At 52.7% G+C, this 15,431-nt stretch carries 14 protein-coding genes; 13 read left to right on the top strand and 1 reads right to left on the bottom strand.

What is annotated here, in order from left to right; genetic code table 11:
• Positions 1–239 precede the first annotated feature (239 nt).
• The 13 genes from ACHZA2_RS12265 to ACHZA2_RS12325 all read left to right on the top strand — a co-directional run bounded on the left by ACHZA2_RS12265 (position 240) and on the right by ACHZA2_RS12325 (position 13,198).
• Complete coding sequence (locus tag ACHZA2_RS12265) at positions 240–587, top strand: hypothetical protein (protein ID WP_319579949.1); 348 nt, start codon at positions 240–242, stop codon at positions 585–587.
• A gap of 404 nt (positions 588–991) precedes the next feature.
• Positions 992–1,540 (top strand): hypothetical protein, encoded by a 549-nt coding sequence (locus ACHZA2_RS12270; protein ID WP_319579950.1) that lies wholly within the window; start codon positions 992–994, stop codon positions 1,538–1,540.
• 78 nt (positions 1,541–1,618) lie between these two features.
• On the top strand, positions 1,619–2,509 hold the full coding sequence (gene fhcD, locus ACHZA2_RS12275; RefSeq protein WP_319540902.1) for a formylmethanofuran--tetrahydromethanopterin N-formyltransferase: 891 nt from the start codon (positions 1,619–1,621) through the stop codon (positions 2,507–2,509).
• Between the two features lie 231 nt (positions 2,510–2,740).
• A complete protein-coding gene (locus ACHZA2_RS12280; RefSeq protein WP_319579951.1) occupies positions 2,741–3,196 on the top strand; it encodes a ferritin family protein in 456 nt (151 codons plus the stop codon).
• Between the two features lie 139 nt (positions 3,197–3,335).
• A complete protein-coding gene (locus ACHZA2_RS12285) occupies positions 3,336–5,444 on the top strand; it encodes a DUF262 domain-containing protein (protein ID WP_319579952.1) in 2,109 nt (702 codons plus the stop codon).
• 45 nt (positions 5,445–5,489) lie between these two features.
• Positions 5,490–6,488, top strand: coding sequence for a methanogenesis marker protein 11 (mmp11, locus tag ACHZA2_RS12290; RefSeq protein WP_319579953.1), 999 nt, complete (start codon positions 5,490–5,492; stop codon positions 6,486–6,488).
• A complete protein-coding gene (locus tag ACHZA2_RS12295; RefSeq protein ID WP_319579954.1) occupies positions 6,478–7,452 on the top strand; it encodes a radical SAM protein in 975 nt (324 codons plus the stop codon). The genes mmp11 and ACHZA2_RS12295 overlap by 11 nt, the downstream gene beginning before the upstream one ends.
• Positions 7,452–8,606: a thiamine pyrophosphate-dependent enzyme gene (locus ACHZA2_RS12300; RefSeq protein WP_319579955.1), complete on the top strand. Its 1,155-nt coding sequence runs from the start codon at positions 7,452–7,454 to the stop codon at positions 8,604–8,606. The genes ACHZA2_RS12295 and ACHZA2_RS12300 overlap by 1 nt, the downstream gene beginning before the upstream one ends.
• Entirely contained in the window at positions 8,587–9,768 is a 1,182-nt protein-coding gene (locus tag ACHZA2_RS12305) for a homocitrate synthase family protein (protein ID WP_319579956.1), read from the top strand. The genes ACHZA2_RS12300 and ACHZA2_RS12305 overlap by 20 nt, the downstream gene beginning before the upstream one ends.
• The gene (locus tag ACHZA2_RS12310; protein ID WP_319579957.1) at positions 9,716–10,936 is read left to right on the top strand and encodes an aconitase/3-isopropylmalate dehydratase large subunit family protein; all 1,221 of its coding nucleotides are present in this window, start codon (positions 9,716–9,718) and stop codon (positions 10,934–10,936) included. The genes ACHZA2_RS12305 and ACHZA2_RS12310 overlap by 53 nt, the downstream gene beginning before the upstream one ends.
• Positions 10,933–11,421: a 3-isopropylmalate dehydratase gene (locus ACHZA2_RS12315; RefSeq protein ID WP_319538541.1), complete on the top strand. Its 489-nt coding sequence runs from the start codon at positions 10,933–10,935 to the stop codon at positions 11,419–11,421. Before ACHZA2_RS12310 ends, ACHZA2_RS12315 begins: the two co-directional genes overlap by 4 nt.
• Positions 11,418–12,215, top strand: coding sequence for a hypothetical protein (locus ACHZA2_RS12320; protein WP_319579958.1), 798 nt, complete (start codon positions 11,418–11,420; stop codon positions 12,213–12,215). Before ACHZA2_RS12315 ends, ACHZA2_RS12320 begins: the two co-directional genes overlap by 4 nt.
• On the top strand, positions 12,212–13,198 hold the full coding sequence (locus ACHZA2_RS12325; RefSeq protein ID WP_319538539.1) for an isocitrate/isopropylmalate dehydrogenase family protein: 987 nt from the start codon (positions 12,212–12,214) through the stop codon (positions 13,196–13,198). The genes ACHZA2_RS12320 and ACHZA2_RS12325 overlap by 4 nt, the downstream gene beginning before the upstream one ends.
• Positions 13,199–13,307: 109 nt before the next feature.
• On the opposite strand, the gene ACHZA2_RS12330 is transcribed toward ACHZA2_RS12325, so the two are convergent.
• Positions 13,308–15,347, bottom strand: a complete 2,040-nt coding sequence (locus ACHZA2_RS12330; protein ID WP_319579959.1) for an AAA family ATPase — start codon at positions 15,345–15,347, stop codon at positions 13,308–13,310.
• Positions 15,348–15,431: the final 84 nt, after the last annotated feature.

Raw genomic sequence — 15,431 nt, forward strand, 5'->3', positions numbered from 1 at the left:
TGATTGATTTGAACAGAGGGAAACGTGGGTCTTCAAGCGTCATCGCACGATGCGATCTCCGTGACGAGATCTCCGTTTCAGAAAGTAGACAGTTTTGCTACCCACGGTACTAGATCAACCGATTATATTTTCATGGTTTCGGGTGTGAACAGCGAAGCGGTTCATGTAGGTTTCAGGAATCAGGATCTGTATCTCTGGTACATATGAGGTTATAATTTCTCTACGCGAATAGATCAGGTATGGATATCGATCTTGAGGTCCTGAAATCTCTCCCGTTAAAAGAGAAGATCCTCTCGGCACTTGTCCTTGCCCTGGTATGGGGAGGAATTGTTGTAGCAGCTCTTCTTTCCTGGCTCAGGATCATCGAAGATCCCGGAACCTTCTTCTGGGGCTGTATTGCGGGTTCTATCGTCCTTGCCTACCTCGCGATCAAGAAGAAGAAACTCGATATCGTCTCCCTGCTCACCCCGGTGTACGCAATCATCATCTTCACCTGTCTTGATATATCGCCAAACCTTCTGCTCCAGGGTCTGTATGCTGCCTCAATCACGGTTCTGCTTCTAAGGATGCACCAGCGTTTTTCCTGATGCTCTGGACCAACTGCTCAATACTTTTTCTGATCTACCACCGGTATGTGCGAAATTCAGTCTTTCTTCATCACGGAGATGGGTGATATGGCTGAATACCTGAATACCTGATACTATCCATCACAATATCCCATCACAACTGCAGGATTCATAAAAATCAGTTCCACACAACGAACCGGTTGTCTGGGCGTATGCTTGGTTCATTACAACACCCGGTTCCAGAATCCGGTTGAATCAGGAATAATATGTTTCTGTGATATTTGTTCCCCTGATTTGCTGATTGCTGATGGGGAATCGGCAGATTCAGGAAATTTCAAAGAAGACCGGGTTTTATTCGGAGTTGAAGATCACTATTCCCCGGGCTTCTATATTTGCCATAATGACCTATGTAATGTGCATGATTTATGAACAAAGATCTACTCATCTCTCCGATAATTGCTGATTGCATCTATTATGCTGTGTCAGGGGTGTCTGATGTCCAGTTTATCCAGACTACCGGATGTCCCGCATGCAGTGGCCCCCTTATATCTCACGATCTCAAAAAACGGCGGTTCTCTACAATAAAAACAGACACTGGAGTAACCCATGTGTATGTATACATAAAGAGGTTCCACTGCAGGGATTGTGGACAACTCTGTTATGCTGATGCTCCGTTTTATGAGAACAGCAGGTTCGGCTCTCCTATCATAGACTTGTGTCTGGTGCTGTCGCGTTCCTACTCGTACTCATATACCTCACATATCCTGGATCAACTTGGCATCGTTATCGACAGGGGCACTGTCAGGAAGATAGCACAGAGGTATGATCACCCGGTCAAAGTTGTCGACCTGTACGGGATTCAGCTCCCGAGCTCGATTCTGGCATTATCTACTCTTGGTATGAAATCAGCTCAGTCAGGGCCGTTATCAGGCTCTGATGTCCTACTGGCATGTGGCTTTCCAGAACCTATATAATAGTTCGTTTCATATGACCGGGATCCAATAAGAAACCATTATTGGGATACCCGGTGACCTCAGATGAGAGGATCCGTAATGGAACTGAACGGTGTAACGATAGACAACACATTTGCAGAAGGATTTCCTATCTGGATCTCCCGCGTGATGATCACTGCTGTGACCCGCGAATACGCCATGAAGGCTGCTGTTGAGGCAACCGGCTTTGCAACCTCAGCCATCGGCTGTCCATGTGAGGCAGGCATTGAGAGGTACCTCTCCGGTGATGAGACTCCTGACGGACGCCCGGGCGTCTCGATCCTGATCTGTGCATCAAAGAAGAAACTCCCTGAACAGGTCATGGAGCGTATCGCAGAGTGCGTTCTTACTGCAGCAACCACCTCGGTCTTCAACGGACTTCCAGATGCAGAAGAGAAGTTTGACATCAAGATTCACTTCTTTGGTGACAAGTTCGAGTCCAAGGTTGAGATCGGCGGGCGTGCCTGCTGGAAGATCCCGATCATGGAGGGAGACTATGTTGGTGAAGAGGTCTTCGGCATGGTCAAGGGTGTCGCTGGCGGTAACTTCTTCGTGATGGCAGAGAGCCAGATGGCTGCTCTTCTCGGTGCACAGGCTGCATCAGACGCAATCCTCGAGGTCGAGGGTACCATCACCAGCTTCCCAGGCGGTATCGTTGCATCAGGTTCCAAGGTCGGGTCCAAGAACTACAAGTTCCCAATTCCGGCAACCACCAACGAGCAGTACTGCCCAAGCATCAGGGAGAAGGTTCCGGACACCAAGGTTCCTGAAGGCGTCAAGTCTATCTACGAGCTCGTTATCAACGGTGTTGACGAGGCTGCAGTCAAGAAGGCAATGGCAGCCGGTATCAAGGCAGCAGTCAAGGTTCCGGGTGTGACCTTCATCAGCGCAGGCAACTACGAAGGAAAACTCGGACCCTTCCAGCTCAAGCTCCACGAGATTCTTGCATAAGCCAGAATCTCCTGGAAAAATACGTCCGGCATGACTGAGGAGATCCCGGTCATGTGGCTCATTCCCGTTAAAATCGGGATATTTCTTTTTTTAACCGCCAAAATCTCAGTCGATTCATCCCAAAACGCTTAAAAGATACTTCGAACAAAGATCGTGTGGAAAGCTCCTGGGAGATCTGTGTGGTTGATCCATCTCAGGCTGTCTGATACGTTATCTCGAGGATGATAACTCATGAAACAAGACGAATTCAAGAAAATTCTGCTGGATGCAATCGACAAGGAAGTTGAGTCATACACTTTTTACAAGACCATTTCTGAGCGTGTAAAGGATGCAGCCCTCAAGAGCACGTTCCTTGAACTTGCAGAACAGGAGACCTACCACCGTAAGACCCTTCAGGAGTACCTTAGCGGAAGCAAGAAGGAGCTCATGTTTGATGAGGTCAAGGACTATCACCTGTCAGACATCATTGAGGCACCTGCCCTGACAACCGAGTTAAAGCCCCTGGACGGCCTCAAGATCGCCATCAAGAAGGAAGAGGATGCAATGACCATGTATCAGAAACTCTCTGATGCAAGCGCTGATGCAGAGCAGAAGAAACTCTTTGCAGAACTCTCAAAGATGGAACTCGGACACAAGGCACGCCTTGAAGATATCTATACCAATGCGGCCTTTGCCGAGGCCTGGTAATTCTTTTTTAAAAAAACTACTGCAGTCCTGTCCTACCTTGCCTGATGATGCCAGTGAGTCCTGCCATCGCAAATGGATCAGATCTGTTCCGGTGAGACTATGCGATCAGAGTACGATATCATCTTGGGGGATGTGTACGATGAAGGCGGCAAAGTCTTCTGTCTGGGATCTATATAACGGTGCGAAACAGTACGTGGTGCCGCTCTTTCAGCGGCCGTATGTATGGTCACGGCCTCAATGGGAGCAGCTCTGGTCAGACATCACCGAACAATACTCGCTCAAATCAGGCGACCCGCGTGAAAAGATACCTGACCGGTTTCTTGGTTCTATTGTTGTAGTCAGGGAATACGAGAAGAACCTTGACAAATATACCATCATCGACGGTCAGCAGCGGATAACGACCATCAGTATCATCCTCGCGGTGATTCGTGCGTTTGCAAAAGAGCGTGGTGTCACCGAGTTGTATGAACAGATCTCTGATTTCCTCAGGAACAGCCCGCGGAGCGGGGAGGGGCAGTATGTCGTCATTCCTACCCGGGTTGACAAGGCGTCCTTGTATCACATCTTTGATGAGGATTATAATTTCGAGCACGACTCGCGGATCGTCGAGTGTTTTGACTTCTTCTGGCGCAAGATCGACGAGTCCCGTGATCTTGATCTCATGTCCCTGCAACAGGTGATCACCGAGGATCTCTGTGTTGTGTACATCGAACTTGACCAGGGTGAGAACCCGAACCAGGTGTTTGAGGCACTTAACTACCGTGGTGTCCCGCTCGAAGAGTCAGATCTCATCAGAAACTTCTTCTTCGCAAGTCTTGAGTCTCCCGAGGTAGCGGAGAACCAGTATGATCAGTTCTGGAAACCGATGGAGGAGCGGTTTGGAAATCACCAGGACCTGATCTCGCGGTTTCTCCGGTACTTCTGCATGAGAACCGGAGGTGCCATCCGCGCCGGAGAGATCTTTGAGTCTATCAGGCGTACGTTCCTTGGCGCTCCTCCTGATGAGATCAAGGGCCTTCTGCAGGATATCAACCGGTTCTCGGACTATTATCTCCGGCTTCTACAGCCTGAACTCCTTCCGGTAGAGAAGATGATCTCTGAAGAGATCAGGCGGCACCTTGGCAGGATCAAACTACTTGGTTCTGATGTAACCGCTCCATTCCTGATGAACTGTTTTGGGTGGAATGATCCGGGTTATCAGAATGGAATAGAACTCACCGACGAACAGTTCTGTGCAGTTCTGAAGCAGGTTGAGACCTATCTTATGAGGCGCGCAGTCTGCGGAAGATCGGAAGCAGGGTATGAAGAGGTCTTCTCACTTCTGTGCAGCACTATCGACAAGGACGCCGGTCCTGTCGCAGATCAGGTATCCTCGTTCTTCACCAGGCTTGAAGAACCGTACCGGATGCCTGACGATGATGAGTTTGACGATCACCTCAGGTACAGCGATCTCTACCATGCTGAAGGTGGGAACACGGTTGCCTGGGTGGTGATGACGGCCCTTGAAACCTACTTTTCTGCCCAGGCACCGGCAGCAGATGTGTTTTCAGGCCTTGATCTCTTTGATGATACGCCATCTGAACAGATGATCGATCACATCATGCCGGTAACTCTGACCCCCTGGTGGCAGGATCACCTGGGAACAGAATGGCAGACTGTTCATCAGGACTACCTGCACCGGCTCGGCAATCTCACCCTCACGATGGAGAACCCCTCCATCCTGAACGCTGATTTTGATACAAAGAAGGCATGGTATGCCCTTGATACACACCTGCTCAACACTTCGATGAAAGGGATCAAACTCTGGCGTAAGTTCCAGATCGATCAGCGTTCCGGTGTTCTTGCTGCATTCTGCAAAAAGATATGGCCCTATCAGGTTGAGATCACGCATGCTGTAGTGGCGTCAGAAGAGCCGGCTCCCGGGCTTCGCTTTGGAGATATCTCCAAGTCAGCAAAGCCGGTGAAGGTGACCGTCCAGGGAACCGGTCATGATGTGAAGTACTGGTACCAGGTTCTTGAGGTGACCGTCAGGGCGATATACGAGGCAGAGCCTCAGAAGTTTGAACGCATTGTTCGTGAATGGCCGGGATATTTCTCTGATGACCCGGTTCGCTATAAGTCGTCGGTAGGGACGTACACCTTCAAGTCACGGTTCGGAAGATACCAGATCCGCGATATGTGCATGGGAATGATCCGGCTGATCGGCTGGAGCGATGATTCCTGGGCGCTCGAAATAGCAGATCACTGATTCTTTTTTCGTGTTTTTTTTCAAGCAGATAGTTTATCTACTTTGATGCCGAAAATCCTGGTAACGAAATTCCCGGCGACAAATATGAACCCTTCCATTCCGGCAACGAACAAAGACCTTTCACCAGATGCATGGGCTGCTGAAGTGAATCTGGCTGATCCATACGTCATTCATTATCCTTGGATTGCTGCTCTCGCGTCCGATGATGGCAGCCAGGTGGAACTCATTGAGTGTTTTGACTGCATCGGGGGTGCAATGTGGGTAAAGAAGCATTACGCCAAGAGCCCGCTGGTTTCATCTGTCAGGACTGTCGGCTCGATGAACCGGTACATCCTGAAGACCGGGTCAGTGGACCTGAACCTTGAAGGCTCCCGGTTTCCGGCAGGCATCTCTTCTGTCAGTCTCTCTGACACAGGGATACAGATCTCGTACCGCGGTATGGGTGGAGGCGGTGTTGGAGCAACCATCTGCCGTGCCACGGCTGCCGGTGTCATCTCGTCAGAGTACGATGAGTCCGGAGGCGGAAAGGTCGCTGGGTCAACATTGACATTTGCCAGAAACAGGCGTATCCTCATCGGGGTGGACGACACCGACACCCCTGATCAGGGAGCCACATGGACCCTGGTTCATAACATCGCCAGGACAGTCTCCGGTGATCCGAAGGCTGCAGGTCCGCACCGGTACCTCTCACACACTATTGTCCAGCTCTTCCCGGTGCCGTTCAGAACCAAGAACTGTGTCGGTGTGGTTGCCGAGTTTGCGACCACAGACCCGCAGGATCTCATTGACCGGTTTGCAGGGCTGGTCAGGAAGTTTACCCTCTCTGAAAAAACCGGCATGGCGGTGTATTCCGGTTTCTCTCCTGATGAACTCCTTCCATTTGCCGAGAGGGTGAAACGCGGCCAGGTGGAACCGGACGAGGCTGGAAGGCTGGAGGGTGGAAACCTCAAGATCATCATGAATGGCCGTGGTATCACCGGGGCGATTGCAGCCATCCCCTTCTATACCAGGTATGACGAGGCACTCGAACTCTATGGACCGTAACAACTGGGAAGATCTGAAAGCGCGATTGCTCGCAATTGGAACTGCACAGGTCACCGGTGAACCGGTGGATGAGTATCTCACCCGTTCGACCGCAGGCCCTGGAGCAGGCGGTCGTGGTTCGCTCTTCTTCTCGGTTGGCACCTATCGGGTCAGACTCTCACTGGCTGATGTTTCCCCTGTGATTATCCATCACCTTGGGGAAGGAAGGACTGAACTTACGGTTGACGGAGAGAGGTTTATCGGAACTCTTGAACGACCTGCACTTCACTGCCCAAGACAGGCGTACATCACGATCACTCCGAGCTGTATCTTCTCATGCCGGTACTGCAATGTCCCGGTGCTGAAAGGAAGCCGAAAGACCATAGAGGAGATCGAGAACCTCGTCGAATCGGTGAAGGGAACAATCGATGCGATCTCCCTGACTTCGGGCGTGCTTGAGAGCATTGAGGAGGAGGAGGCATACGCAATTGAGGTTGTCTCCCGGCTTACCCGGTTCAACATCCCTATTGGCGTCTCGATCTATCCCACCCTGCAGACTCCTGCACGGTTCAAAGAGGCAGGAGCGATTGAGGTGAAGTTCAACCTTGAGGCTGCAACGCCTGAACTCTTTGCAGAAATGTGCCCCGGTCTTTCATTCGGGTCCATCAGGGAGATCCTTCGTGACTCGGTCAGACTGTTCGGGAGAGGGCATGTTTTCTCGAACATCATCCTCGGGCTTGGGGAGAGCGATGCCAATATGGAGGCCTGTATCGCTTCGCTCTGTCAGGATGGCGTGATTCCGGTTATCAGGCCGCTCAACCCGACTGCAGAACTGAACGAGTTTTCACGGCCTGATGCAGCACGAATCAAACGAATATTCAGGTACCTGGACGCTGCACTCAGGACATCAGGACTTGATCCAACCATGGCCCTGACGATGTGCCCTGCCTGCATGGGCTGTGATATGATCCCAGGGAGGGAGTGATGGCAGTCAATGAGAACGGGGAAGACCTGCTTGTCCGGACCATCAGATCCTGTGCAGACCGGATCTATGCTGTTCCCGGATATCCCGTCTCTTCTCTTGCAGAGCGGTCCGGAGCGAGGTTTGTCATCAATGAGAAAGTAGCACTTGAACGTGCCATCGGTGACTCACTTGCCGGCCGGAGGGCCTGTGTTATAGTAAAACATGTGGGCATGAATGCACTCGTGGATCCCCTGGTTCATGCAACCTTCCAGGGTCTTAATGCCGGTGTTGTCATCGTCTGTGGTGACGATCCAACCGCAAAGAACACCATGACCGTGCAGGACTCGCGGTACTTCGGCCCGGTTGCATCCATACCGGTCATATCCGGTGTATCGGAGTCCGGGGTCAGTGATGCGTTTTCTGCCTCTGAAGAGTTCTCCCGGGTTGCTCTCCTGCGGATCACAGCAGAAGAGATGAGATCCCCTGCTCCAGAGTCTGGCTCGTTTCATACTACCTGCTCCCGGTGTTCTGCACAAAGCCGGATATCGGGTCTTGCCGGTTCAGACCTGACGATGTATGGCAGGGCCGTCCGTGCAGCATCCGGCTCTGCCCGGATCAGTGCAGCCGGCCTTGCACCCCATCCTCTCCCTCCTGCTCCGTCGTCCCCTGCCCCGCAAAACCGGAAAGAACGTGGCAGCACCCTCGGTCTCTGTGCTGCCTGTCCCTTCAGGCCTCATTTTGAACTGATGGCCGGAAAGGGCCTCTCTGCGATCTGCGATACCGGATGCAGCCTGATTGCAATGAATCCGCCCTACTCGTTCGGTGTTGCAAGTTATGGTATGGGCTCTGCTGTTGCAGTTGCTGCTTCATCAGGAGACATGGCCCTGATTGGTGATTATGCACTGCTGCATTCCGGTCTTCAGGCACTGATCGAGGTGTACCAGGAGGGTCTGCCCCTCCTCTGCATCGTGATGGTGAACCGGTGCATGGGCATGACCGGTGGTCAGCCTGTCCCCGATCCCCTTCCGTACCTAGGTTTTGCAGACCCACAGGTCTGTGATGCAGGAGACCTGGAGCAGTTTGAACGATTGTTGAGCATTCCTGACCGGCCGAAGACGATCCTGATCTATGGCCGGTGTCCTGAGGTGATTGATCATGAAACCGTGGCATGTTGAGATCTGTGATGTAACACTCCGTGACGGCGAACAGACCCCCGGGGTCTCGTTTACACTCGAAGAAAAGCAGGATATCGCCCAGCGTCTTGATGCAACCGGTGTCGAGGTGATTGAGGCTGGATTTCCAATAGTCTCGGTTCATGAGAAGGAGATCGTCCGGTCGGTCTCACGTATGGGCCTTGATGCAAAGATCTGCGGTCTTTCGCGGGCCTGCCGTGAAGACGTTGATGCAGCCCTCGATGCCGAAGTTGACATGATCGGGCTTTTTGTGGCAACGTCAGACCTTCACATCCAGCACAAGTACAAAAAGCCCCGTGAAGAGGTCGTTGCCAATGCCCTTGCCCAGTGTGACTATGCGATCGACCACGGTCTGATCGTCAGGTTCGGTGCAGAGGATGCCTCACGAACGCCGCTCCCGGTCCTGATTGACATATACAAGCAGGCTGCCGAGCACAAGGCGAGTTATGTCACCTTTGCAGACACAACCGGGCGTCTGACTCCTCTTGAGGTTGCCACGATCATCCCTGAACTCGTGAAGAACGTCCCGATCCCGATAGCAATGCATGCCCACAACGATCTCGGGTGTGCAACCGCGAACACGATCATCGCTGCCGAGCTCGGTGCGTACCAGTTGCATACCACGGTGAATGGGCTCGGTGAACGGGCCGGAAATGCACGCCTCGAAGAGGTGCTTGTCACCCTTGCGTTGAAAGGGGGAATAGATCGGTATGACATGACCCGGATACCTGCACTCTCTGAGAAGATTCAGCAGTATACCGGGATCATGATGTCGGCAACAAAGCCGGTGGTCGGTGCAAATGCATTCGCTCATGAGAGCGGGATTCACATCGCTGCCATCCTTGAGAACCCCGAAACCTACGAGTTTGTTCCGCCACAGCTGCTCGGGCTTGACCGGCAGTTCATCCTCGGAAAGCACACCGGGAAGAGGGCCCTCACTCACATCCTCACGACATTCGGGTATCAGCTCCCTGACGAGCAGATCACGAAGGTTCTTGAGGAGATCAAGAGGGAGAGCGAAGGAAAGTGTGTCATATCCCCGCAGATTCTGCAGGATATCATCAGAAACGTGACCGGAAAGGAGATCAACAATGGAAGAAACTCTGTCAGAGAAGATTCTGGGTGCTCAGGCCGGAAGTTTTAGCGACAAACGGATCGATAAGGCGTTCTGTCATGACGGAACCGGTATCCAGGCCAAGGTAATATACGACGAGATGGGAGCTCCAGGGATTGCAAACCCTGGTGCATGCTACGTGATCTACGATCACATCGCTCCTGCAAATACCAGCCAGACTGCTGATCTTCATCGTGAACTTCGTGAGTTTGCGATCAGGTCCGGGATGCACTTCTCTGATGTCGGTGGCGGTATCTGCCACCAGTATATGGCAGAAGGGCGTGTGCTGCCCGGTGACGTTGTCATCGGTGCTGACTCACACTCATGCACCCTCGGTGCCTTCGGTGCGTTTGCAACCGGTGTAGGGGCAAGTGACATGGCAGGAATCTGGGTCTCTGGAGAGACCTGGCTCCGTGTTCCTGATACCATCGCAATCTATCTCTCCGGTGCTCTGGGAAAAGGTGTTGAGTTCAAGGATCTTGCACTCTCCTATGTTGCAGAACTGGGAATGGATGGGGCTACATACCAGGCTCTTGAGTTTCTTGGTGAGTCTGCCCTATCGGTTCCGATGGAAGGCAGGCTGACGCTGAGTAACATGGCAGTCGAGGCAGGGGCAAAGGCCGGGCTCTGGTATGCTGATGATGGTACCAGGGAATTTCTATCAAAGTATGGGCAACCCTGCCAGGCTCAAAAGCCCGATGATGACGCGTTCTATTCAGAAGAGATCTGGTATGATCTACATGATCTCGAACCCCTGCTGGCTGTTCCTCACCGGGTTGATACGGTGAAACCTGTGTCAGATCTGGTTGGAACTCCGCTCGATCAGGTGTTTATCGGGACCTGCACGAACGGCAGGTACGAAGACCTTGCCCGTGCTGCTGCAATCCTCAACGGCAAAAAGGTTGCAGTCCGAACGGTTGTTGTTCCTGCATCACAGGCAGACTACCTGCAGGCTGTCACATCCGGTGTGATGGCAACACTTGTCTCTGCAGGCTGTATTGTTGGCCCTCCCGGGTGTGGTCCGTGCCTTGGTGCACACATGGGTGTGCTTGGTGAAGGGGAGGTCGGACTCTCGACCGCGAACCGGAACTTCAGAAACCGGATGGGTGTCGGTGCCTCCTATTTCCTCTCTTCACCGTCGACGGCAGCGGCGAGTGCAATAGCCGGGGAGATCGCAGATCCCAGGGAGTTCGTATGACCCTTCTTGCAGGATCAGGCCCTGCGGTCTGTATCGGTGCAGACATCGACACAGACCTCGTCATCGCAGGCCGGTATCTCAGGACCAAGGATCGGAGTGTCTGGGCTGAACATGCCTTTGAAGACCTTGACCCGACTCTTGCACCACGGCTCAAAGGATGTGTGCTGGTCACCGGCAAGAATATGGGGTGCGGATCTTCGCGGGAACAGGCCGTTATGGCACTGCGGGAAGCCGGGGTGCTTGCCGTCATTGCGCCCTCCTTTGCACGGATATTTTACAGAAACTGCATCAACGTGGGTCTTCCCGTGCTTGAGTGCGAAGGCCTCCTCTGCAGCGACGGGGAGATGGTTTCGTATGACTGTACAACCGGGAAGGTGAGTTCAGGCGGGAGATCCTATGACTGCTGCCCCGTTTCACCACGAATGCAGGAGATCCTTGTGGCCGGTGGCCTTGTAGAGTACTGGAAAGGGAGACTCTCACGATGATCTTTCCACCACACTGCAAGTGTGTCGGGTATGCAGGCAACAAGCCGGTTGGTGACCAGGTCTACTTTCTCTCACAGTACCTGATTCACGAGGTCCCTGATGGATTTGAGATCCTTACCGTTGAGGCAGGGGAAGGGACCGGTATGATGAGACCGGTACAGCAGGTGAGTCTGATTGCATCTGCACACGAGGTCTATCAGTACCCGGAGCGGGTGATCCTGCATAACCGGGGTGATCTGATTCGTCGTGCTGCAGAGACCAACCGGCGGTGTGTAATTTTTACCGGCATTGATGAGCACAAGACCTTCATCTGCGATCCTGATCTCTCTGCCCTGTGCACGGTTCATGTGTATGATGTGACACCACCCCGTGCACATCTTGCAGAGACGATCAAAAGCCTTGAAGCAACCGGTATCTTTGGCGAACTTGAGGTAGCATTCGAGTTCCATATCAGGGATATCAGGGAGACCGGTGCAGAGGTCTTCCCCTGCAAGGCGGCCGGTTTCTCTAGGACCATAGATTCGGATCACCTCACCGGTGGTGAGCAGGTTGCAGGATGTATGACTGCCAGGCAGGTTCTCTCTGAATGCTATGGCAGGGATTTTCCGGTGATTGACATCTGTCCGGCAAATGCCGCCGAGCAGGAGCCCTTTATCGCCCGGTGCTGCAGGGCAGAGAGGGCCGGGCTCCAGGTGATCAACGAGAAGCACGGCGTGGTTGTTCACTGGGGTGCTTCTCCGAAACAGATCGCAGATGCTGTGTATGAACTGATGAACGAGAGGAAGAGATCATGAAAGTGGTGGTTGCACCAGGTGACGGGATCGGTCCGGAGGTGATCGCTCCTGCTGTGGATGTGCTGAAGATCTTCCATCCTGAATGGGAGTACAGCCAGGTTTATCTCGGGTATGAATGCTGGAAACGAACCGGTGATCCGCTCTCACAGACCACCCGGGCTGCCCTCAGGGATGCTGATCTGATCCTCTTCGGTGCTATCACCACACCGCCTGACCCTGAATATCACAGTGTGATCCTCACCATCAGAAAGGAACTTGATCTCTATGCAAACCTCAGGCCGGTCTTCGGTTCTGGCTTTGATATCCTGATCGTACGTGAGAATACCGAAGGTCTGTACTCCGGCATCGAGTGGCAGGAGAAGGATCGTGCCTGCACAATCAGGCTGGTGACCGAGGAGGGCTCACGGAGAATTGCACGGTTCGCAAGTTCGTGCGCCCGCAGACGGAGACGGCACCTGACCATCGGCAACAAGGCCAATATCCTGAAGTCTGATGCCTACTTCCTTCAGATCTGCCAGGAGGAGGCAGAAAAAACAGGTGTTTCAGTGGACAAGAAGTACATCGATGCCCTGGTGCTCGACGTGCTCCAGCATCCAGACCGGTATGATGTGATTGTGACGACGAACATCTTTGGAGACATCCTCTCTGACGCTGCTGCCTACCTTGAGGGTGGCCTTGGAATGCTTCCAAGCGCAAACATCGGGAAAGACCATGCCCTCTTTGAGCCTGTTCATGGGAGTGCTCCTGATATTGCGGGCAAAGGAATTGCGAACCCTATTGCAGCCATCAGGTGTATCTCGCTGCTCCTGAAGTACGCTCAGGAACGTGAGAATGCAAAGATGGTGGAAGCTGCCATCCAGAAGGTGCTTGCAGACGGGGTGAAGACTCCTGATCTCGGCGGAAAAGCGGGAACAAAAGAGGTTGGTGAGGCCGTGATCAGAGAGATTGTCAGGATGAGAACGATCCCGGGACCTGATCTCTGACCTGGTCGCTCCGGGGTTCCTGAAAGTAAATTAGTAATTCACTTTTTTGTGCTAATTTTAAATTACCAATTTGTTTTTGTATGTTCTGAGTTCCTTCCTGACCCCGGGCTCATTCTTCCCTTGTTGCCTTGTTTATCTCTTCAAACAGCCTGACAAACCGCTGCACCGTCTCATCATCAACCATGCCCGGTGCCTCACAGATCCGGTCTGATAAGATCTCGGCAACCTTCCAGCGTTCGAACCTCTCGCCCTGTCGCCGATCAATAGCCTCACTGATTGCATGGAGTATTCCCGGGTTCTCCCCCCTTTCAGCAGGGTTCTGCGCCTGTACCGGCGTTACCACCATGTTCGGGTACACATCCTTCACGCACCGTGTGTAGTTCTCTGCGCTGAAGAGATCCTCTATTGTGGATCCTGCCTGTCCTGTGATCTGGCTGTAGAGCAGCAGGAACTTCTCACGTGTCGTGTTCATTCCAGAGAATCGTGTGAGGATATCTGCAGGGATATCCTTCCCTGAAAGGAGTGTTGAGACCGGACCTTCATGGGACCGGATGAGAGTTGCAAGCGGGAACAGGTTGGCAGCTCCCCCGGCAGGCGTGATAGTGATCCCAGGTTCAAGACCCGGCTTTCCTATCTTCTCAACCGCATAGTTCATCGCCTGGAGCAGCCAGAGGTCTACAATATCATCTACCAAAAGCTGCCTGCCTCCGGTAAAGGTCCGGGCTGCGATCCGGTAAGCCAGTGCTGCCTCAAGCGGGAAGAGGGAGTCGTGATCTGTTGGCCACTCGGTTGCAGAGACCTTTGTCGTTCCGTCTCCGCTCTCGTATACCGTTCTGATCCGATCAAGGTGTTCGAGGTCTATCATGAACGGTGAGTGGGTTGAGTACAGGATCTGGTTCTCTTCTGCAAGCCGTTCAAAGAACCTGACCGACTGCTGCTGTGCAGTTGCGTGGAGCTGGAGCCCCGGTTCGTCCAGGAGCAGGATGCTGTCCTGATACACATCACCAGATTCGACCAGGAAGATCAGGTAGAATGAGAAGAAGTACTGCAGACCTGCACTCCGCTGCTCAAGTTCTATCTCTGAGGGATCCATGTCATCAGAGACCCAGACCCTGAAGTAATCCCCGTCGATGTCATACCTGAACCTGAGGCGTCGCTGACCCCACCAGTTCTCAAACCGCTTGCTCATCTGGTTTGATGCTGTGGAGAGAAGGATAGAACGTTCATCCACCTGTCTGCGGATCAGAGGGTTCTCATCCGTTGCGTTCTTATGTGTTCCGAGTTTGTCGAGGATGTCAAGGTCCAGATTGACATGCCTGAAGAGACAGTTGGTTGCCCGAAGTCCCTGACTTTCAGGATGGCTCTTCAGGGTCGCAATAAAGGTCGGGATATGGATTGCACTCTCGATCACATTGTACTGGTCAAAGTACACGAACTTCGGGAGGTGATCGATGATATACCGGTTGGCAGCCATCAGGCTCTCATACACCTCGATCTGCCTGACAAGACTGTATATCGGTTCACAGACCGGGTTTATCAGTTCGAGCTGCCACTGCTCGTTGCCCCTGGTCTTTATCATATTGATGAGGTCTGCGATCTGCCGTTTCTGCACCTGAATCGCGTGGGATGCAGCTTCCTTCTGCTCTTCAAGAATAGAGAGGAGTTCACCCTTGATCCTCCCGAGGACATCCCCCCGTCCTTCGGGTGCGATCATGTTCCTGATCTGCTCAATTGCCACATCAATGACATAACTCAGGTCTTTTACCGTGACGAGTTCGACTCCGATGTCCGGGTGGTAGGTGATGCTGTATTTTCCGGTATAATGCCTGGTTACCTCTACCCCTTCAACATCGGTGCAGAGATCTGAAAGAGCCCTGATCTCCTCCTGCTCACGGGGAGTGAGGCTGAACCTGCCCGAAGCAACCGGCCAGTCGGTCTTTGTTATCTCATCAGCATACCGCTGGCGTGGAAACTCTTTCAGGCCGTCATAGCCTTCTCCATCAGACGGGTTTAGTTTGGAGAGAGCACGAAAAATAGCAGACTTTCCTGACTCATTCTTCCCCACAAAGATGGTGAGGTTCTCGACCGGGATCCAGCCGGTATCGTTGATGATCTTATAGTTCTGGACCCTGAACTCGGTGAGCTGCATACGATATCTGTTGTCTTGAACAATAAAAGGGATTCTGGTATTGAGTTTGGGAAGAAGGAACTATCAGGGCTTTCTGAGCTGTAG

Origin of the sequence: uncultured Methanospirillum sp., assembly GCF_963668415.2 — an archaeon.
Classification (GTDB): Archaea; Halobacteriota; Methanomicrobia; order Methanomicrobiales; family Methanospirillaceae; genus Methanospirillum.

Coding starts and splice junctions, on each gene's coding strand:
- ACHZA2_RS12265 (WP_319579949.1), top strand. CDS start 240: ATGGATATCGATCTTGAGGTCCTGAAATCTCTCCCGTTAAAAGAGAAG.
- ACHZA2_RS12270 (WP_319579950.1), top strand. CDS start 992: ATGAACAAAGATCTACTCATCTCTCCGATAATTGCTGATTGCATCTAT.
- fhcD (WP_319540902.1), top strand. CDS start 1,619: ATGGAACTGAACGGTGTAACGATAGACAACACATTTGCAGAAGGATTT.
- ACHZA2_RS12280 (WP_319579951.1), top strand. CDS start 2,741: ATGAAACAAGACGAATTCAAGAAAATTCTGCTGGATGCAATCGACAAG.
- ACHZA2_RS12285 (WP_319579952.1), top strand. CDS start 3,336: ATGAAGGCGGCAAAGTCTTCTGTCTGGGATCTATATAACGGTGCGAAA.
- mmp11 (WP_319579953.1), top strand. CDS start 5,490: ATGCCGAAAATCCTGGTAACGAAATTCCCGGCGACAAATATGAACCCT.
- ACHZA2_RS12295 (WP_319579954.1), top strand. CDS start 6,478: ATGGACCGTAACAACTGGGAAGATCTGAAAGCGCGATTGCTCGCAATT.
- ACHZA2_RS12300 (WP_319579955.1), top strand. CDS start 7,452: ATGGCAGTCAATGAGAACGGGGAAGACCTGCTTGTCCGGACCATCAGA.
- ACHZA2_RS12305 (WP_319579956.1), top strand. CDS start 8,587: ATGAAACCGTGGCATGTTGAGATCTGTGATGTAACACTCCGTGACGGC.
- ACHZA2_RS12310 (WP_319579957.1), top strand. CDS start 9,716: ATGGAAGAAACTCTGTCAGAGAAGATTCTGGGTGCTCAGGCCGGAAGT.
- ACHZA2_RS12315 (WP_319538541.1), top strand. CDS start 10,933: ATGACCCTTCTTGCAGGATCAGGCCCTGCGGTCTGTATCGGTGCAGAC.
- ACHZA2_RS12320 (WP_319579958.1), top strand. CDS start 11,418: ATGATCTTTCCACCACACTGCAAGTGTGTCGGGTATGCAGGCAACAAG.
- ACHZA2_RS12325 (WP_319538539.1), top strand. CDS start 12,212: ATGAAAGTGGTGGTTGCACCAGGTGACGGGATCGGTCCGGAGGTGATC.
- ACHZA2_RS12330 (WP_319579959.1), bottom strand. CDS start 15,347: ATGCAGCTCACCGAGTTCAGGGTCCAGAACTATAAGATCATCAACGAT.